Origin of the sequence: Burkholderia stagnalis, from assembly GCF_902830275.1 — a bacterium.
In the GTDB taxonomy this organism is placed as follows: Bacteria; Pseudomonadota; Gammaproteobacteria; order Burkholderiales; family Burkholderiaceae; genus Burkholderia; species Burkholderia stagnalis.
The window spans coordinates 152,405-170,645 of record NZ_CADESW010000011.1; the positions used below are offsets into that span (position 1 = coordinate 152,405).

The 18,241-nt window shown below is 69.6% G+C and carries 19 protein-coding genes; 14 read left to right on the forward strand and 5 right to left on the reverse strand.

The features are described from left to right. The first annotated feature begins 57 nt into the window (after nt 1–57). From gspF to HWY45_RS20105, 3 genes are all read left to right on the forward strand, one after another. Nucleotides 58–1,275 carry a type II secretion system inner membrane protein GspF gene (gene gspF / locus HWY45_RS20095; RefSeq protein WP_059884109.1) on the forward strand — a complete coding sequence of 406 codons (1,218 nt, stop codon included), beginning with the start codon at nt 58–60 and terminating at the stop codon, nt 1,273–1,275. Nucleotides 1,276–1,350: 75 nt separating this feature from the next. Next, a complete protein-coding gene (gspG, locus tag HWY45_RS20100; protein WP_150998664.1) occupies nt 1,351–1,803 on the forward strand; it encodes a type II secretion system major pseudopilin GspG in 453 nt (150 codons plus the stop codon). Next, complete coding sequence (locus HWY45_RS20105; protein WP_059884111.1) at nt 1,778–2,278, forward strand: GspH/FimT family pseudopilin; 501 nt, start codon at nt 1,778–1,780, stop codon at nt 2,276–2,278. The genes gspG and HWY45_RS20105 overlap by 26 nt, the downstream gene beginning before the upstream one ends. A 27-nt stretch (nt 2,279–2,305) precedes the next feature. Here HWY45_RS20105 and HWY45_RS20110 read toward each other — a convergent pair whose 3' ends face one another. After that, entirely contained in the window at nt 2,306–2,503 is a 198-nt protein-coding gene (locus tag HWY45_RS20110; RefSeq protein ID WP_059884112.1) for a hypothetical protein, read from the reverse strand. Between the two features lie 176 nt (nt 2,504–2,679). On the opposite strand from HWY45_RS20110, the gene HWY45_RS20115 reads away from it, so the two are divergent. The 4 genes from HWY45_RS20115 to HWY45_RS20130 all read left to right on the forward strand — a co-directional run bounded on the left by HWY45_RS20115 (nt 2,680) and on the right by HWY45_RS20130 (nt 5,438). After that, a complete protein-coding gene (locus tag HWY45_RS20115; protein ID WP_059884113.1) occupies nt 2,680–3,420 on the forward strand; it encodes a secretin and TonB N-terminal domain-containing protein in 741 nt (246 codons plus the stop codon). A gap of 6 nt (nt 3,421–3,426) precedes the next feature. Beyond that, nucleotides 3,427–3,975: an RNA polymerase sigma factor gene (locus tag HWY45_RS20120; RefSeq protein WP_059804835.1), complete on the forward strand. Its 549-nt coding sequence runs from the start codon at nt 3,427–3,429 to the stop codon at nt 3,973–3,975. 11 nt (nt 3,976–3,986) lie between these two features. Then, entirely contained in the window at nt 3,987–4,979 is a 993-nt protein-coding gene (locus HWY45_RS20125; RefSeq protein ID WP_059884114.1) for a FecR family protein, read from the forward strand. A 207-nt stretch (nt 4,980–5,186) separates the two neighbouring features. Further along, the gene (locus HWY45_RS20130) at nt 5,187–5,438 is read left to right on the forward strand and encodes a FecR/PupR family sigma factor regulator (RefSeq protein WP_230941921.1); all 252 of its coding nucleotides are present in this window, start codon (nt 5,187–5,189) and stop codon (nt 5,436–5,438) included. 17 nt (nt 5,439–5,455) lie between these two features. On the opposite strand, the gene HWY45_RS20135 is transcribed toward HWY45_RS20130, so the two are convergent. Next, nucleotides 5,456–5,722, reverse strand: coding sequence for a hypothetical protein (locus tag HWY45_RS20135; RefSeq protein ID WP_230944852.1), 267 nt, complete (start codon nt 5,720–5,722; stop codon nt 5,456–5,458). A 275-nt stretch (nt 5,723–5,997) separates the two neighbouring features. Beyond that, on the reverse strand, nt 5,998–6,825 hold the full coding sequence (locus HWY45_RS20140; RefSeq protein WP_059884116.1) for a hypothetical protein: 828 nt from the start codon (nt 6,823–6,825) through the stop codon (nt 5,998–6,000). Nucleotides 6,826–6,982: 157 nt separating this feature from the next. Here HWY45_RS20140 and HWY45_RS20145 point away from each other — a divergent pair, with 157 nt between their 5' ends. Beyond that, nucleotides 6,983–8,584 (forward strand): type II toxin-antitoxin system Phd/YefM family antitoxin, encoded by a 1,602-nt coding sequence (locus tag HWY45_RS20145; RefSeq protein WP_230946847.1) that lies wholly within the window; start codon nt 6,983–6,985, stop codon nt 8,582–8,584. Nucleotides 8,585–8,677: 93 nt separating this feature from the next. Here the strand turns inward: HWY45_RS20145 and gspK are convergent, their stop codons facing one another. Next, nucleotides 8,678–9,670: a type II secretion system minor pseudopilin GspK gene (gene gspK, locus HWY45_RS20150; RefSeq protein WP_059884117.1), complete on the reverse strand. Its 993-nt coding sequence runs from the start codon at nt 9,668–9,670 to the stop codon at nt 8,678–8,680. 39 nt (nt 9,671–9,709) lie between these two features. Continuing rightward, on the reverse strand, nt 9,710–10,270 hold the full coding sequence (locus HWY45_RS20155) for a hypothetical protein (RefSeq protein ID WP_059804849.1): 561 nt from the start codon (nt 10,268–10,270) through the stop codon (nt 9,710–9,712). Nucleotides 10,271–10,963: 693 nt separating this feature from the next. Between HWY45_RS20155 and HWY45_RS20160 the strand changes: the two genes are divergently transcribed. The 6 genes from HWY45_RS20160 to HWY45_RS20185 all read left to right on the forward strand — a co-directional run bounded on the left by HWY45_RS20160 (nt 10,964) and on the right by HWY45_RS20185 (nt 18,190). Further along, complete coding sequence (locus tag HWY45_RS20160; protein WP_081069864.1) at nt 10,964–12,631, forward strand: ShlB/FhaC/HecB family hemolysin secretion/activation protein; 1,668 nt, start codon at nt 10,964–10,966, stop codon at nt 12,629–12,631. A gap of 62 nt (nt 12,632–12,693) precedes the next feature. Beyond that, a complete protein-coding gene (locus tag HWY45_RS20165; RefSeq protein WP_059884118.1) occupies nt 12,694–14,499 on the forward strand; it encodes a DUF2341 domain-containing protein in 1,806 nt (601 codons plus the stop codon). Between the two features lie 20 nt (nt 14,500–14,519). Beyond that, nucleotides 14,520–14,930: an ExbD/TolR family protein gene (locus tag HWY45_RS20170; protein ID WP_059562915.1), complete on the forward strand. Its 411-nt coding sequence runs from the start codon at nt 14,520–14,522 to the stop codon at nt 14,928–14,930. Between the two features lie 4 nt (nt 14,931–14,934). Further along, nucleotides 14,935–15,633, forward strand: a complete 699-nt coding sequence (locus tag HWY45_RS20175) for a TonB family protein (RefSeq protein WP_059884119.1) — start codon at nt 14,935–14,937, stop codon at nt 15,631–15,633. Nucleotides 15,634–15,724: 91 nt separating this feature from the next. Beyond that, nucleotides 15,725–17,512: a putative porin gene (locus tag HWY45_RS20180; protein WP_059884120.1), complete on the forward strand. Its 1,788-nt coding sequence runs from the start codon at nt 15,725–15,727 to the stop codon at nt 17,510–17,512. A 12-nt stretch (nt 17,513–17,524) separates the two neighbouring features. Continuing rightward, nucleotides 17,525–18,190, forward strand: a complete 666-nt coding sequence (locus HWY45_RS20185) for a hypothetical protein (RefSeq protein ID WP_059884121.1) — start codon at nt 17,525–17,527, stop codon at nt 18,188–18,190. Nucleotides 18,191–18,241 lie beyond the last annotated feature (51 nt).

Below are 18,241 nucleotides of genomic sequence, written 5' to 3' on the forward strand. Positions count from 1 at the left end.
CCGCGGCGGGCGCGACGTCGCTCGACGAAGTGTTGCGCGTCACCGGAGGCCACTGACATGTCCGCATTCCGCTATGAAGCGATCGATGGAGCCGGCAAGGCCCGCAAGGGCGTGCTCGAAGCCGACAGCGCACGCGCCGGGCGCAGCCAGTTGCGCACGCAAGGATTGACGCCGCTCGTCGTCGAGCTTGCCGCGTCGCGGCTGCACGGCGAACGCAGCCAGCGTCTCGCACTCGGCCGCAAGCTGTCGCAGCGCGAACAGGCGATCCTCACGCGCCAGCTCGCGAGCCTGCTGATCGCCGGGCTGCCGCTCGACGAATCGCTGTCGGTGCTGAGCGAGCAGGCCGAACGCGAATACGTGCGCGAGCTGATGGCGTCGATCCGCGCGGAAGTGGTCGGCGGCCATACGTTCGCGAACGCGCTCACGCAGCATCCGCGCGATTTCCCGGAGATCTATCGTGCGCTCGTCGCGGCCGGCGAGCACACGGGCAAGCTCGGCGTCGTGCTGTCGCGTCTCGCCGACTACATCGAGCAAAGCAACGCGCTGAAGCAGAAGATCCTGCTCGCGTTCACGTACCCGGGCATCGTCACGCTGATCGCGTTCGGCATCGTCACGTTCCTGCTGAGCTACGTGGTGCCGCAGGTCGCGAACGTGTTCACGAGCACCAAGCAGCAGTTGCCGTTCCTGACGGTTGCAATGATGGCGCTGTCGGATTTCGTGCGGCACTGGTGGTGGGCGTCGCTCGTCGCGTTCGCGGCGGCCGTGCTCGCGATTCGCAAGGTGCTGTCGCAAGCGCGCCCGCGGCTCGCGTTCGACCGGTGGACGCTCACCGCGCCACTCGCCGGCAAGCTCGTGCGCGGCTACAACACGGTGCGCTTCGCGAGCACGCTGGGGATTCTCACCGCGGCCGGCGTACCGATCCTGCGCGCGCTGCAGGCCGCTGGCGAGACGCTTTCCAACCGCGCGATGCGCGCGAACATCGACGATGCGATCGTGCGGGTGCGCGAAGGCTCCGCGCTGTCGCGCGCGCTGAACCATGTGAAGACGTTCCCGCCGGTGCTCGTGCACCTGATCCGCTCGGGCGAGGCCACCGGCGACGTGACGACGATGCTCGACCGCGCGGCCGAAGGCGAGGCGCGCGAGCTCGAACGGCGCACGATGTTCCTGACGAGCCTGCTCGAACCGTTGCTGATTCTCGCGATGGGCGGCGTGGTGCTCGTGATCGTGCTGGCGGTGATGATGCCGATCATCGAACTGAACAACATGGTGCAGTGATGCGCCGCTCAGCGCACGAACGCATGCGGGTTCCGCACGGCGGGCAGCGCGATTTGACGCGAGAGTGAATGCATGATGATGCGAGACGAGCATCCAGCACCCAAGCGCGGCCGTGCGCAACGGGGTTTCACCCTGATCGAGATCATGGTGGTGGTCGCGATCCTCGGCATCCTCGCCGCGTTGATCGTGCCGAAGATCATGAGCCGGCCCGACGAGGCGCGGCGCATCGCCGCGAAGCAGGACATCGGCACGATCATGCAGTCGCTGAATCTCTATCGGCTCGACAACGGCCGCTATCCGGCGCAGGAGCAGGGGCTGCATGCACTGGTCCAGAAACCGACCGTCGACCCGATGCCGAGCAACTGGAAGGACGGCGGCTACCTGGAGCGCCTGCCGAACGATCCATGGGGCAATGCATACCAGTACCTGAGCCCCGGCACGCACGGTGCGATCGACGTGTTCAGCTACGGTGCGGACGGCAAGGCGGGCGGAGAGGGGAACGATGCGGACATCGGCTCGTGGCAATAAGCGCATGGCCGAGCGGCGCGCGGCGGGCTTCACGCTGCTCGAGATGCTCGTCGTGCTGATGATCGTCGGGCTGCTCGTCGCGGTTGTGACGCTCGCGCCGTCGCGCAACCGGCGCACCGATCTCGCCGAGGAGGCGCAGCGGCTCGCGAGCCTGCTCGAATCGGCGGGCGACGAGGCGCAGGTGCGCTCGACGCCGATCGCATGGCAGCCGATCGGCGGCGGCTACCGGTTCGTGCAACGCACCGAGGGCGGCGCGTGGTCGCCGATGACGGACGACCTGTTTCGCGCGCGCCGCTGGGGCACGGCGGTGACCGCCGTGACGGTGCGCTACACGGGCGGCGGCGAGCCGATCGCGCGCGTCGTGCTCGGCGACGAAAGCATCGACGTGCCGGTGACGATCACGCTGACGTCGGGCGACGTGCGGTTGCTCGTCGTCGGCACCGGGATCGGCAATTTCGTCGTGCAGCGGCCTTGAGCGGCGGCGCGATCACCATGAAGGCCATCACGCGGCCCGCGCGAGGTGCGCGATGTCCAGCCTGATCGTGCCGCTGCCTTCGCCCGGCGCGTTCGACGCCGCGCAATGACAGGACGTGCCGACGCCGTACGCGCCGTTCGCCCGGCGCGGGCAATGGGTAAACACGGGCGATGCGCCCCGCAATGCGTGGCCGAACGCGGCGCAGACCGTGCTCGATCGATGCACGGTGCAGGATGCACACGGCCGCCTTACGCGCGGCTTGCCGTCGCGCCGGCCCGCTGCACAATTCACCTGACTGTCATGGACGGCGCGCACAATCTGTCATTCGCTTGCCACGGGGCGCTCACGGGGGTGCGGGGAATCCGGTGGCAGCATGCAACCTCAATTCCATCCAGGCATTCATGACGCGTTCACGGGCGCCGGCCGGTGTCCTGGCGATCGTCGCGTGGTTCACCTTTGCCGCGTTGTTCATGCGTGTCGTGCAGGCGCAGGAGACCGGAACCGCAGGACGTCAGCCGGGCGCCACGGCGCACTTCGATTTGCCCGCGCAGCCGCTCGCGAAGGCCTTGCAGGATTTCGCGCGGATCACCGAGCTGATCGTGCTGGCGCCCGCGCCGCTGCTCGACGGGCGGACGAGCGCGCCGGTCAGCGGCGAATTCCTGCCGCGCGACGCACTGGAGAGGGTGCTGGCGGGAACGGGGTTGCGCGCGGAATTCGCGCGGCCGGACGAGGCGATCATCGTCGCGCGGCCCGCCGGCGATGCGGCGTCCGCCGCGCTCGACACGCCGGCGGATGCCGCGCTGCCGATCGACGGCGTCGGCGATTCGCCGGAGCGGCGCGCGTTCGCGGGCCTGCTGCAGGCGCATCTGATCGATGCGCTGTGCGCGCAGCCGGCGGCGGTGCCGGGCGGCTATCGGCTCGTCGCGCAGCTGCGCATCGATAACAAGGGGGCGGTGGTGGCGGTCAACATGGTGGCATCGAGTGGTCTGGCCTCGCGCGACGCGGCGATCGTGCGCGCGCTGCGCGCGCTGAAGCTCGACGCGGCGCCGCCCGCGGCGCTGCCGCAGCCGGTCACGATCCTGTTGCGGCGGGTCGGCAACGGCGTGCATTTCCGCTGTCCGCAGACAGCCGAACGGAACTAGGCGGCCATGTCCGACACCACTCGCGCCGGGCTCCGGAAGCTGCTGGCGTCGCGCTACGCGTATCTGGTCAGGCGGCTCGAACGCGTGACCGGCTCGAAGGACGGCGCCGCCGACGCGCTGCACGAAACCTGGCTGCGCCTCGAGAACGCGAACGTGTCCACGCAGGTGACCAACGCCGACGCCTATATCCTCGGGATGGCGAACAACGTCGCGATCGACCAGCATCGCCGCGAGCGGCGTCACCTGCACGACGACGACGTCGAGACGCTGCTCGAACTGCCCGACGAAGTGGCCGATCCCGAGCGCATCGTCGCCGCGCGGCGCAAGGTCGAGACGCTGAAGGAAGTGCTGCGCGGCCTGCCGCCGCGGCGCCGGGCGATCCTGCTGGCGGCCCGGGTGGACGGGCTGCTGAATCGCGAGATCGCCGAGCGTTTCGGCATTTCGCTGCGGCTCGTCGAAAGCGAGCTGAGCGCGGCGATGAAGCACTGCCTGCAGCGCATGCAGGAAGAGGGTGAGTCGTACACGGGTTCGCGCGGCGGGCCCCGCAAATTTTGAGCATCCCGACGATGACGAAAGCCCAGGCCGATACCGCACACGATCCGCTCGACGAAGCGAGCGCGTGGCTGCTGCGTCTGCGCTCCGGGGAAGCGGCCCCGGACGATGCCGACGCGTTCGCGCGCTGGTGCGCGGATCGTCCGCAGGCCGCGCACCTGCTGCGCGACACGTGGGGTTCGCTGCGCACCGCCGCGGCGGAACTCGCGCAGGAGGAGCGCACGGCCGCCGCGTGGGCAAACGTTGCAAAGCGCGAGCGCACGATCCGCACGGGCCGGCGCGCGTTCGTCGGCTTCGCGGTCGCGGCGGGCGCGTCGTGGCTCACGCTGCGCCCGCCGATGGCGCTCTGGCCGTCGCTGGCCGATCTCGCGGCCGACTACCGCACAGGCACCGGCGAACAGCGGCAGGTCGCGCTGGCCGCGAACGTGACGGTCGAGCTGAACACGCAGACGCGGGTGGACGTGCTGCCCGCGAGCGTCGCGGCACGCGGCGTCGAGGTGGTGGCCGGCGAAGCGGAGATCGACGCGGCGGCGCCGCCTGGGGGCGCTGCGGCGCTGCGGCCCGTCGTGGTGGTCGCGGGCGGAGGGCGCATGCAGGCGGCGGTCGCCCGCTTCAACGTGCGGCGCACCGGCGCGCAGGTGTGCGTGACCTGCCTGTCGGGCACGGTCGCGCTCGCGCATCCGCGCGGCGCGCGCACGCTGCGCGCCGACGACCAGGTGATTTACGACGATCGCGGCATGCGGCTCGTGTCGCGCGTCGATCCGGGCGCGGTCAGCGCATGGCGGCGCGGCATGCTCGTGTTCAACGGCGTGCCGCTCGCGGACGTCGTCGACGAGATCAACCGCTACCGGCGCGGCAAGGTCGTGCTGCGCAGCGCCGCGCTCGGCGCGAACCGCATCCAGGCGCAATTCCCGATCGCGCGGCTCGACGACGTGATCGACATGGTCGGCCGCCTGTACGGCGCGCACGTCACGCGCCTGCCCGGCAACATCGTGCTGCTGAGCTGAGCAACATCATCGCCGCCCGCGTTCTGCGGGTTGCGCGTCTTCGATTCGACCTTATCCATGAGGGCCGGCAAACGCCGGGCTGCCGTCAGCGGCAGCCCGGTGGGGCGTCGTCGGACCCGAGGCGTGTGCGGCAAGGCGCCCCGTGCAGCGTATCGACGCGTTGCGTGGGGAAGATGCGTTCAATGAGCTTCGGGCGGTGGCGTGATCATGACCATATCGCGACGGGATGACCATTCCGGCGACGCGCATGCGCTCGCCGACGGGATTTGCGAGGGCGCCGTGCGCTGGCTGCTCTGGCTGCGCGCGGGCGATGCGACCGAGCGCGAGCTCGACGCGTTCCGGCGCTGGCAAATGCAAAGCGCCGCGCACGCGGGGGCCGCGCAAGAGCTGATCTGGCTGTGGGTCGTGCTCGGCATGCTTGGCGATCCGGAACCGGATGGCCCGGCGCGGACGCACTGAGGCGGCCGCCGGCACGCCTAGAGATCCGACGGCAGCAGCGTGACGCGCTGGCCGCCGAGCGGGATGGCGCGCAGCGCGACCGCGCGCAGGATCCGCTGCCGGTTCAGTTCGAAGGCCAGCATGCATTGCCGATGGCTCGTATCCGACGCGCCGAGATGCTCGCGCAGCGTTTCGAACGGCAGCGCGAATGCTGCGTAGCCCCATCCGAACCCGTATGCCGAGAACCAAATTTCCGAATCAGTCGATGCCATCGGTGCAGTCAGGTAAATGCTGAGCAGGGGCATGTCGCAGTCCGTTGAAGTGTCGTGGTCGTGACGGCGGTGTGACACGGCAACCCTACCGGAACGCGGCGGATGTGGCGAACGATTTGAACGATGCGCGGCGTTCATCGCAAGAAAGTCTGCGGGTTAGGCGCGCCCGTTGCGACCTAGTAAACGAGAGCACGAGGGCCAAGAAGCGTGATCGTGAGACGGCACCGGGGGCTGACGAGGACGGCCCCCGGATCGCCGCCACGGAGAGAGCAAGCGAGCAAGAACAATCAGGAACCGCGGCGCCGGCGTCAGTGCGACGCCGGATCGTCCCGCGCGCCGGCGCGTGCACCGGCCCAGGCCGCGTCGAGCGGGTCGTCGGCGTCGCGATGCGGTTCGAGCAGAAATGGAAAGCGTTCGACGAACGGTGCGGATTCTTGCAAGGCCACGATATGGTTGATCATCCATTGCAGCAGATCGCCGCCGTGCCGGACCTGGTCCGCTCGCCAGTCCGGCATCGCGGCGAACAGCCCGGCGAAGCCGCGCCAGCGCGACGGCCGGTCGTTGTCGCCGGGCCGGAAGTAGGTGTTCATGCAGACGTCGTCGCCGCCGGTCAGTGCGCCGACGAACAGCCCGTGCGGAGTCGGCACGCCCACCTGCCGCCATTGCTCGGCCCGCGCCAGCGCGCGCATCACGCGTGCGATCACGAACGCGATGCGCGTTTCATGTTCGATTTCCGCCAGCGACATCACGCCGTTGCGCTGCATGCAGCGCGCGACCGCGTGCGGGCGGATCACGCTCGACGCGAAGCTGCGCAGCACGAGGTCGGGCACGGTGAGTTGCAGCTGGAATTCGCGCAGGCCATGCTCGGCGCTCATCGTCGAGAAATTGACGAACAGGCCTTCATGCCGGCCGAGCGCGCCGACGTAGGGTTCGAGCCCGAGCCGCGCGAGTTTCGGCGCGATCTGCCGTTCGAGCAGCCGCATCAGGTTGCGGCGGTTGCGCACGCCCGCGAACTGGTCGATGCAGCGCGTGACCACGTCGCTGATCTCCCAGCGCCGTTCCTCGGCGAACAGGCGGGGCGAGCGGCTCAGGTCGAAGCGGGCGCGGCCGTGCGCCACGCGGGGGTCTACGTACATGCGGGGCCTCGTGCAACCGTTGCGGGCGGATGGCCGCGGCGTGTCGGCCGCGCGCATCCGGTCGTCCACGATGCTGCTGCGCCTGAAATGGCGCGTCAAGTGTGCGCATGCGCGCTCAACCAGACAGGAATGGGGTGATCAGGTGATACGCACGGTCGTGGAACGCTTTGTCGAGCACAGCCCGATGGCGATCATGGCGCGCCTCGTCATGCAGTGTGCGCTGCATGACGAGTGGGTCGACGTCGCCGCGGAAATGGAGGGCGAGCCCGACGGCGAGCAGCTGCGTGAGGCGCTGTTTTCGCTGGCGGTCGATGCGATCGCAACGATCGCGGCGCGATCGCGGCCGTCGGATGCGCAGGTCGCCGGGTTGCCGGCCGGGTTCGGCGCGGCGGTCACCGCGCTGCACGACCGGATGAGCCGGCTGCGCGCCGGCTGGGGGCGCGCGCTCGTGCAGGACAGCGTCGAGCTGCTGCTGCCCGCGACCGCGCCGGTGCCGCGCGAGCGCGAATGGACACGGGCGGCGGGCGGCTTGCGGCTGCGCGTGCTGGACGGCGGCGCAACGCGTGCAGCGCCCGCGTGCGATGCCGACGACGCGGCGCACGCGCCGGCCGACGGCCCGCGCATGCTGCCCGTCTACGATCCGGATCTCGGGATGATCGTCGACCTGCTGCCGGCCGAGCGCGGCCGGATTCACGCGCGCGCATTCGTTGCCGCGGTGCTGGAGTCGGTCAAGCCGGGCGAGCTGTGGATCGTCGACGCGCCGCTCGATGTCGGCGCGCTGCAGTCGGGCTGGCCGCGTCGCGGCAGCGCGTTCGTGGTCCGCGACGGCGACGACGGCTCGGGCGGGTTCGCCACACCCGGCGACTGGCAGGATGCCGGCACGCTCGATGGCGGGCGGGTGGTCGAGCAGGCGGTTCGCGTCGACGGCGAGCCGGGCCTCGCGCTGCGGCGCATCGAATGGCGTCGTGGCGGTGCCGACGCGCCGCTGCGCGTGCTGACCAACGCGCCGGCGTCGCAGCTCGACGCGGTGCAGGTCGCGCAACTCGCGAGCCGGCGCTGGCGCGAGGCGCTGCCGCTGCCGCTCGATGCGGTGCTCGGCGATGCAGCCGGCGGCAACGTGCCGGCGCGCGCGGCGCTGCTGGCGCGCGGCATCGTCGCGCTCGCATACAACGTGTTCGGCGTGATGGCGAACGTCGTCACGCACGCGCTGGAGCTGGACGCGCGCGATGCCGAGCGGCTGCCGGCCCACATCGCGGCCGGCGTGGCGGCGGCCTACGCGGGGATGATGATCGCGCTGCCGCCGGACTGGTGGCGGCGCTACGACCAGATGCCGGCAACGGCGCTCGCGCAGATCGTGCGGCTGCTCGCGATCCACGTCGATCCGCGCAGCGAGCGCAGGAAGCGCCGCGAGAACAAGCTGTCGGCGAAATCGCAGGCATTGCTGCGCGCGGCGACGCTCGAGCGGCTGCTGCACGACGACGGCGACGACGCGGCGTCGAACGTGTTCAGCCTGCGCACGATCGCGATGGCGACCCGCGATTTCAGCAGCAACCCGTCGAAGGCGCTGCGGCATGCGAGCGAGGCGCTCGTGATGGTGACGAAATACAACCGGCCGATCGCGCTGCTGGTGTCGATCGACGACTGGAACCGGCTGCTCGGCGAGGTGCGCGAGACCAGCGTGAGCCGGCTGTCGTTCGGCCATGCGGGCGCGACGCAGGTCGTGCGGCCGGTCGCGCTGGGCGAGCCGTCGCTGAATTAGGGTCTGTTTACATATGGAACGCGCATGCGTTGCCATGAGAACGGCCGCTCGCGAGGCGCGCGATGGACGTATTCGCATGCGCGTAAACAGACCCTAACTCGCGAGCCGCCGCACCCAGATCACCGACGTCCAGCTGAAGTTGCCGCTGCCGTAGCGGGCGATCAGCGTATCGATGCGCGCGTTGACGCGCGCCGAATGGATGCGGCAATGCACGATGAAGTAGCCGCTGTTGACGCCGACGGCCGCGCCGTCCGGCAGGGTTGCGTTGCCCTGCACGGGCGCCAGGTATTCGGCGATGTCGCCGGTGCCGACGAAGTACGCGGTGCGGCGCCGCTCGACGAGGCGGCGCGCCTGGCTGCGCGACAGCGACGGGATCGCGGCCACCAGCACCGGCTCGGCCGCGGTGTTGACGTTGACCGGCGTGAGGTCCGGGAGGATCGTCACGTGCGGCGCGAGCGCGTCGAGCGTGCGCGCGTCGTAGCCGGGCACCCGCGCGAGATCGTCGACCGACACGAGCTGCAGCGGCCAGCCGCCCGGGCCGTTCGCGTCGCGCAGCGAGCGCAGCATGTAGTCGGCCGTCTGTTGCGCGAGTTCGGGGTTCAGCGACAGCTCGCCGAGCAGGCGCCGGTATGCGAGCACGCCTTCGCCGTTGGCTTGCCACGGCTTGCCCGGCGCGACCCGCGACACGAGGTTCATCAGGTTGTAGCGGGCCTGCGCATCCTCGACATGCCCGGAAATCCACGCGCGCGACAGTTCCGCGTTGACCGCGGCCGCGTCCGGCGGCAGGAAGTCGGCGAGCTGCACGTCGGCGATCGGCGACGACCACGGCTGCCCGGCGACGGTCACGTTCGACGTCGCGCTTTGCGCGCGCAGCACCGCGCGCGCCCACTCGACCGCCGCGCGCTCGACCCACATCGTCTGCACGCCGAGCCGCTGGTTCTCGACGTCGCGCGTCGCGACCTGCTGGCGCCACAGCACGCTGGCGGCGAGCGTCGCCGCCAGCGCGACGACGAGCAGCACCGTCACGATCGCGATGCCGCGCTCGCGCCGCGCGCCCCGGGTCCGGCCATCACCGCAACGATGCATGTGCGCTCCTCGTGCGAACAGGAAACAGGGGCGTGGCCGTCATGCGTCGAACGCGAGCCACGCGTGCGCGATGCTCGCATGCGCAGATGACGCGATGCCGAACAGCGCGGCCACCCCGGCGATCCACGGCGCGAGCGTGGCCGGCCGCGTGCCGGCCGTTGCGGCCGCAAGCGGGCCGATCAGCGCATCGATCGCGTGGGTCAGCCACAGCACGAGCACGAACAGCGCGGCGGCGATCGTCGCGCCCGCGACGAAGCCGTACCACGCCACCGCGCGCCGGCTCGTGAACGGCGCGCGGTGATGGCGCTGGTTCGCGGCGACGATCGCCGCGCCGTTCGCCACGGGCACGATCGCCATCGCCGCGGCCCAGAACAGCGGCTGGTCGCTCGACGGATCGATCAGCAGCAGCGCGCCGATCGCGCAGAACGGCGGGGCCAGCAGCGTGAGCGCGACCCACGAAAGCAGCTGCCACGCAAGCCACGGCGCACGCCAGCGCAGCGGGCGGCCGCCGCGCGGATGCGGATGCGTCGGATGCGGCATTGCAGCGACGCCCGCCAGTCTATCGGCGAGCCACCGCAGCAGCAGTGTGGCGAGCGACATGGTGACTCCCGTCGTTGACGATCTTCTCAACGGTTAGGACGTTTCGGCGCGGCGAATGCCGCAGAATTTTTCGTCGCGCGCCGTCTGGTGCGAATCTTCCGGCGAATGTCACAAAAACTTCCCTGTTGAAACCTGACGATTGTCGGGCTGCATGCATGACGGGGCGTGGCGAACGCGTCGCGCGCGCATGACGGCGGGACGTTTGCCGACAGTGCCGCACTCGGACGAACGGCACGCATACGAAACGAGGGCCATTCAACGCCAACTGCCACGCGCCGCGCGTTTCACGCGCGGGCGGCCTGTCGCGCATCGTCGTCGCGCGGCGCGTTCGCCCTTCGCCGGCCCGCGCCGGTCCTTTCGTCGTGTTCCGCCGTCTTGCCCGCGTCGCGCCCGTGTCCTGCGCGCAAAAAAATCTGCGGCAATTCGCGTGTCGTTCCGTCTAGGTAGGTGAATGCCGCGATGCGATGCGTCGTGATGCGTACTGCGGGTTTCGCGCATGGGCTTCGTCCTTGTCGGTGAGCGCGCGAGATCGGCGGCCGGGCCGGCGATGGCGGTATCGGACAGGACGATGCCGCGCAGCGCGATGAGGATGGCTAAGCATTCGTCATCAATCTGAAACAACGCTTTGATAGCGGGGCGCACCGGAGGCCCCCGTCAGCGCGAGGATGATCCGAAACAAAAGGGGAATGGCGCATGCCGCCAAGAGCAGACCGTAAATCACGCGAACCGGGGCGGCTGCGACGCCGGTGCCTGGCCGGCGTGGCGCTGGTCGGGGGACTGAGCCTCGCATCGGGGGCCCGCGCGCAGGACGCGGGCGCGGCGCCGCCGGCCCCGCCGGCCGCGACGCCCGCGAGCGGCGTGCCGCAGACGTTCGACGTGAATGCATTCATCGTGCGCGGCAACACGACGCTGCCGCGCATCGAGATCGAGAAGGCCGTGTATCCGTTCGAGGGGCCGGGCCGGAGCCTCGCCGACGTGAACGCGGCGCGCGACGCGCTGCAGAAGGTGTACCAGGACAGCGGCTATCAGTCCGTCGTCGTCGAGCTGCCGCAGCAGCAGGTGAAGAATGGCGTGATCGTGCTGCAGGTGGTCGAGGCGAAGGTCGGGCGGCTGCGTGTCGACGGCGCGAAATACACGTCGCTGCAGAACGTCCGCGACGCGGTGCCGGCCCTCGCGGAAGGCGTCGTGCCCGATTTCAACCAGGCGCAGCAGCAGCTCGCCGACCTGAACCGCTCGGCGGACCGCCAGGTGATTCCGGTGCTGAAGCCCGGCACGATGCCGCAGACGGTCGACGTCGACCTGAAGGTCGACGACCGCAGCCCGCTGCACGGCTCGATCGACCTGAACAACGACAGCAGCCCCGGCACCTCCGCGCTGCGGACCACCGCGACGCTCAGCTATTCGAACCTGTGGCAGCTCGGCCACGTGATTTCCGGCACCTACGTGCTGGCGCCGCAGCATCCGAACGATGCGCGCGTCTATGCGTTCTCGTATCTCGCGCCGCTCAAGGATTCGCGCTGGAGCTTCCTCGCGACCGTCATCCACTCGGACAGCAACGTCGCGTCGGTCGGCGGCACCAACGTGCTCGGCAAGGGCACGACCTTCGGCTTCACCGCGATCTACGCGCTGCCGGCGTCGGATACCTATGCGCACTCGGTGAGCATCGAAATCGACCGCAAGCATTACGACGAGAACGTGAGCGTGGCGGGCCAGACGTCGACGGTGCCGCTCACCTACGTGCCGGTGACGTTCTCGTACAACGGCCAGCTCAGCCTGAAGCAATCGCAGACGTCGTTCTCCGCCGCGCTCGTGACCAACATCCGCGGCATCGGCAGCGACTGGGGCGCGTGGGACAGCAAGCGCTACAAGGCGACGCCGGACTTCGTCTACGGCAAGTTCGACGTGAACCATACGCAGCGCTTCGACAACGACCTGCAGGCCAACGCGCACGTCAGCGCGCAGATCTCGAATTCGCCGCTGGTGTCGAGCGAGCAGTTTGCCGCGGGCGGGACGAACAGCGTGCGCGGCTACATGCAGGCCGAGGACACGGCCGACAGCGGCGTGATCGGTTCGCTCGAACTGCGCACCCCGTCGCTCGCGAAGTTCCTCGGCGGCGCGATCGGCAGCCGCATCAACGAATGGCGCTTCCATGCGTTCGTCGATGCCGCGCACCTGTGGCTGCTGAGCCCGCTGCCCGAGCAGACGTCGAGCTTCAACCTGCTCAGCGTCGGCGTCGGCACGCGGCTGCAACTGGCCAAGTACTTGAGCGCCGACTTCGAGGCGGGCTGGCCGCTGAAGGCCGGCGTCCATACGAAGCAATACAGCCCCCGGTTCGATTTCTACGTGCGGCTGGGGTTCTGACGGATTTTTTTTGATCGTGCCGCGCACCCGCGCATCGGGGCGGCACATTCGGGGAGTGGATCGTGAAGCGAGTCTTGGGTTTCCTGTTGGCGGCGATGCTGGGCGTGCTGCCCGGCATCGCGAGTGCGTGGTGGCAGAACGACTGGTCGTACCGCAAGGCGATCACGATCGACGCCAGCGGCAAGGGCGCGAACCTGGCGGAATCGGCCGGCCGCGTGCCGCTGCTGATCCGGCTGCACTCGGGCAATTTCCAGTTCGACGGGCTCGCCGACAACGGCGCGGACATCCGCTTCGTCGCGGCCGACGACAAGACGCCGCTGAACTACCACGTCGAGCAGTACGACCCGATGCTCGGCGTCGCGCTGGTCTGGATCGACGTGCCGAAGATGCCGGCGGGCGCCGCGCAGTCGATCTGGATGTACTACGGCAACAAGAAGGCGCCGGACGGCGGCAAGCCGGCTGATACCTTCGACGCCGACTACACGCTCGTCTATCACTTCAACGGCGCGGCGGGCGCACCGCCGAAGGACGCGACCGCGTACGGCAACCACGCGCAGAACGCGCCGCTGCGCACCGTCGAGGACGGCATCGTCGGCAAGGCCGCGCAATTCGACGGCAGTGCCGCGCTGACCCTGCCGGCCAGCCCGTCGCTGAACGTCGCCGCGGGCGGCGGCTTCACGTTCAGCGCGTGGGTCAAACCGTCCGCGCTGGCGCCGAACGCGCTGCTGTACAGCCGCCGCGACGGCGCGAACGCCCTGCTGATCGGCCTCGACAACGGCGTGCCGTTCGCGCAGGTCGACGGCGCTGCCAACGGTTCGGCGCCGGTCCGCACGCCGGCCGCGCAGCCGGTCGCGGCGAACCAGTGGACGCACGTGGCCGTGACGGCCGACGGCAAGCACCTGACCGTCTACGTGAACGGCAAGCAGGCGGCGCAGGCCGCGGCGGCCTTGCCGGCACTCGCCGGCGCGGCGGCGGTGGGCGCGGGTGCGGCCGGCGCGCCGGCCGGCTTCGCGGGCTACGTGGGCGCGATCGACGAACTGCGCCTGTCGAAGATCGCGCGCACGCCGGACGCGCTCGCGCTCGACGTGCTGTCGCAAGGCTCGGAATCGAAGCTCGTCGCCTACGGCAACGACGAGAAGCAGTCGGGCTTCGGCTTCGGCTACTTCGGCGTGATCGTGCAGTCGGTGACGGTCGACGCGTGGGTCGTGATCACGATCCTGCTCGGCATGGCGATCGTGTCGTGGATCGTGATGTGGACCAAGGCGCGCTACGTCGGCACCGTCGACAAGGCAAACCTCTACTTCGTGCAGCGCTTTCGCGAAGTGGCGGGCAAGCACCTCGTCGGGCTCGCGCACGTCGACGAGCGCAGCGACGACGGCCGGCGCCTGCACCAGTCGTCGCTGTACCGGCTGTATCGCTCGGGCGTTCATGAAATCCACAGCCGCGTGGACGGCAACGGCCGCACGGTGATCACGACCGAATCGATCGAGGCGATCCGCGCGTCGATGGACGCGACGCTCGTGCGCGAGAACCAGAAGCTGTCGAAGTCGATGGTGCTGCTGACGATCGCGATCTCGGGCGGCCCGTTCCTCGGCCTGCTCGGCACGGTGGTGGGCGTGATGATCACGTTCGCGGCGATCGCCGCGGCCGGCGACGTGAACGTGAACGCGATCGCGCCGGGTATCGCGGCCGCGCTGCTCGCGACCGTGACGGGCCTGTTCGTCGCGATTCCCGCGCTGTTCGGCTACAACTACCTGCTGATCCGCAACAAGAACGTGACCGCGAACATGCAGGTGTTCGTCGACGAATTCGTCACGCGCCTGGCCGAAGCGCATCGCGCGCCGGATCACGCGGTGCTGGCCGACTGAACGGACGCGGGGAGACCACCATGCAGGTTCAGGACGACGACAAGCCGTACGACGACATCAACATCACGCCGATGCTCGACCTCGCGTACGTGCTGCTGATCATCTTCATCATCATGACCACCGCGTCGGTGCAGGGCATCAAGGTGGACCTGCCGAAGGCGAGCTCGTCAGCCAGTCTCGCGAAGCCGAAGACGAAGGCGATCACGGTCGCGGATTCGGGGCAGATCTTCCTCGACGCGTACCCCGTGACGATGGACGAACTCGAGAGCCGGCTGCGCACCGAGAAGGCGACCCACCCGGAATTCCCGATCGTGCTGAAGGGCGACGCGGCCGTGCAGTACCAGCGCGTGATGGACGTGCTCGACCTGCTGCGTCGCCTCGACCTGTCGCAGGTCGGCCTGGTGACGGGCAAGGCGAAGCAGGGCGGCTAGCGCGATGGAAATGACCTACAACGGCGGCCCGCCGCAGAAAGGCCCCGGCCGTTTCGTGAAGCCGGTTGCGATCGCGCTCGTGCTCGCGGGGCTGGCCGCGCTGGTCTGGCGCTTCGCGAGCGATACCGCGGGCGTGAAGCGCGCGGCCGCGCCGCAGGTGACGACCGTAATCCCGCTGCCGCCGCCTCCGCCGCCGCCGAAGCAGAAGCCGCCGCCGGAGAAGGTGAAGGAAGAGGTCAAGACGCCGGTCGACAAGCCGACCGTCGCGCCGAAGCCGTCCGAGACGCCGAAGCCGTCGGACAACCAGCCGAAGCAGATGACGATGAATGCCGATGCGCAGGCCGGCAGCGACAACTTCGGCATCGGCGCGGGCGACGGCTCGGGGATGGTCGGCAGCGGCGGCGGTGGCCGGTTCGGCAACGCGAGCTATGCGCAGTACATGGTCTACGTGCTGCAGCGCGCGATCGAGCAGGACAAGGGCGTGCAGGAGGCGGGCGGCGCGCGCTTCGCGGGCAGCCTGCACCTGTGGCTGGAGCCGTCGGGCCGCATCGCGAAGGTGACGGTCGTGCAGTCGACCGGCGACGCGAAGCTCGACGCGGCGGTGGTCGCGGCGGTCGAGGCGCTCGGCAAGGTGGACGAGGCGCCGCCGCCCGCGACCACCTATCCGGTGCTCGTCAGGCTGCAGGGGCGCAAGCCGGCATGACGCGACGCGCACGACACGCGAGTGAATCACGGGGCAGCGCCGTCGCTCGGATGCTGCCGGAAAAGAAACGGAAATTGTTCGGAGTCCATTAATGATTCGGAAGATGAACGGACAAGGCGCGCTGCCCGCGCGACTGTCGCGCATCGGCGGCGCGGTGCTGATGCTCGGGCTGACCTGCGCGTCCGCCGCACACGGGCAATCGCTCGACGCGCAGGCGGCAGCGGGCAAGGCCGCGCCGACGGAGAGCGTGGTGATCAACCTGATCAACCTGCTCGTCAAGCGCGGCGTGCTGACGCAGCAGAACGCGCACGAGCTGATCGCCGAAGCGCGCACGGAAGCCGCGCAGGCGAAGGCGGCCCGCGCGCCGGCCGTCGCGGGCGCGGGCATCGTCAACCCGCCGACGCAGCCGGGCGACGTCGCGGTGCCGTACGTGCCGCAGGTGGTGCGCGAGCAGATCCGCGACCAGGTCAAGCAGGAAGTGATCGCGCAGGCGAAGGCCGAGAACTGGGCGCAGCCGAACACGTTTCCCGACTGGGTGTCGCGCATCACGCTCGACGGCGACCTGCGCGTGCGCGACGAGTATCACTTCTACGGCAGCCGCAACGCGAACAACGTGACGAACTTCGCCGCGATCAACCAGGGCGGCGGCTTCGACATCAACTCGAACACCAACACGACGCAGCTGCCGACGCAGAACACGACGCAGAACCGCAACAACCTGCTGCGCTACCGCGCGCGGCTCGGCGTGACGGCGGCGCTCTCCGACGAGCTGACGGCCGGCGTGCAGCTCGCGAGCGGCAACGACAACGGGCCGGTGTCGACCACGGCCACGGCGGGCGGCGGCTTCGCGAAGAAGAACATCTGGCTGAACAAGGCGTACTTCTCGTACCGCCCGACGGCGTGGCTGAACCTGAAGGCCGGCCGTTTCGACAACCCGTTCTTCAAGTCGGACCTGGTGTTCTCCGACGACCTGATGATGGACGGCCTCGCCGCGAACCTGCGCCATGCGCTGCCGTGGAACCCGGACGTCACGCTGTTCGGCACGCTCGGCGTGTTCCCGATCCAGTACACGAGCGAGAACTTCCCGTCGAACAGCACCGACAAGGCCGGCAGCGACACGAAGTGGATGTTCGGCGCGCAGTTCGGCGCGGACTGGAAGATCGACGCGAAGAACCGGCTGAAGGGCGCGGTCGCGTACTACGACTTCCAGAACATGCGCGGCACGCTGTCGTCGCCGTGCGCGCTGTATCTCGGCGCGACGAACTGCAGCACCGACAACCAGGCGCCGGCGTTCATGCAGGGCGGCAACACGCTGGTCGCGCTGCGCAACATCGTGCAGAACCCGAACCTCGCGCCGGGCATGACGCCGCAGCCGCAGCTGTTCGGGCTCGCGTACAACTACCGGCTGCTCGACCTGAAGGCGCAGTGGGATACGGTGGTCGCCGACCGCTTCAAGCTGCGGCTCGACGGCGAATACGTGCGCAACCTCGCGTACAACGAGAACAAGGCGTTCGGCGCGGCGTCGCTGCCGGTCAACAACTACGAATCGACGACGGTGAACGCGTCGCGCAGCGACTACCGCAGCGGCCCGAACGGCTTCCTCGCGAAGGCGACGATCGGCGAGCCCGAACCGCGCGCCAAGGGGCAGTGGAACTTCTCGATCGCGTACAAGTATTTGCAGCCGGATGCGGTGCTCGACGCGTTCAACGATTCGGACTTCCACCTCGGCGGCACCAACGCGCGCGGCTACGTGATCGGCGCGTCATACGCGGTCGCGCGCGACGCGTGGGTGTCGGCCCGCTACCTGAGCGCGAAGGAGGTGTACGGCCCGCCGGTGTCGATCGACGTGCTGCAGCTCGAGCTCAACGCCCGTTTCTGACCGGAGGCGCGGATGAAAACCACGCAATACGCGCTGCTCGCGACCGGCCTGGCCGGCGCGCTGCTGCTGACCGCCGGCGGCGCCGGCGCGCAGGGCATCGAGGACAAGCTGCGCAGCCAGTTGCGCTCGACCGTGCAGGAGCTGCGCCAACTGCAGAACGGCCAGGCGCAGCTGCAGGCGGACAAGACCGCCGCCGAACAGCAGCGAGACGACGCGCTGGCGCAGCTGAAGGCGGCCCAGGCGCAGCTCGCGGCGGCCAAGGGGCAGTCGGGCGGCGAGGCGGCCGCGAAACGCGCGCTCGCGCAGGAGAAGGCGGCGCGCGAGCAGGACGCGCAGGCGCTCGCGAAATACAAGGCGTCCTACGAGGATCTGCTGACGGTGTCGCGCGCCCGCGATGCGCAGAACGCGCAGCGGCAGGCGGAAATTGGCGCGCGTGACACGCAACTGCAAACCTGCGAAGCCCACAATGCAGCGCTGTACCGCGTGGGCCACGAGATCCTCGAGGCCTACGAACAGGTCGGCATCGGCACCGTGCTTGCGTCGCGGCAGCCGTTCGCGCAAGCGGCGCGCGTGAAGTACGACACGCTCGCGCAGCGCTACGGCGATGCGCTGTATGCGGGCAAGTACGACCGGGCCGCGCGCCCGGCGAACCCGGCCAGCGGGGCCGCCGCGCCGTGACGGCACGGGCCTTCCGTCGCGTGTAATCAAAACGATTCGTTGAAACAAGGA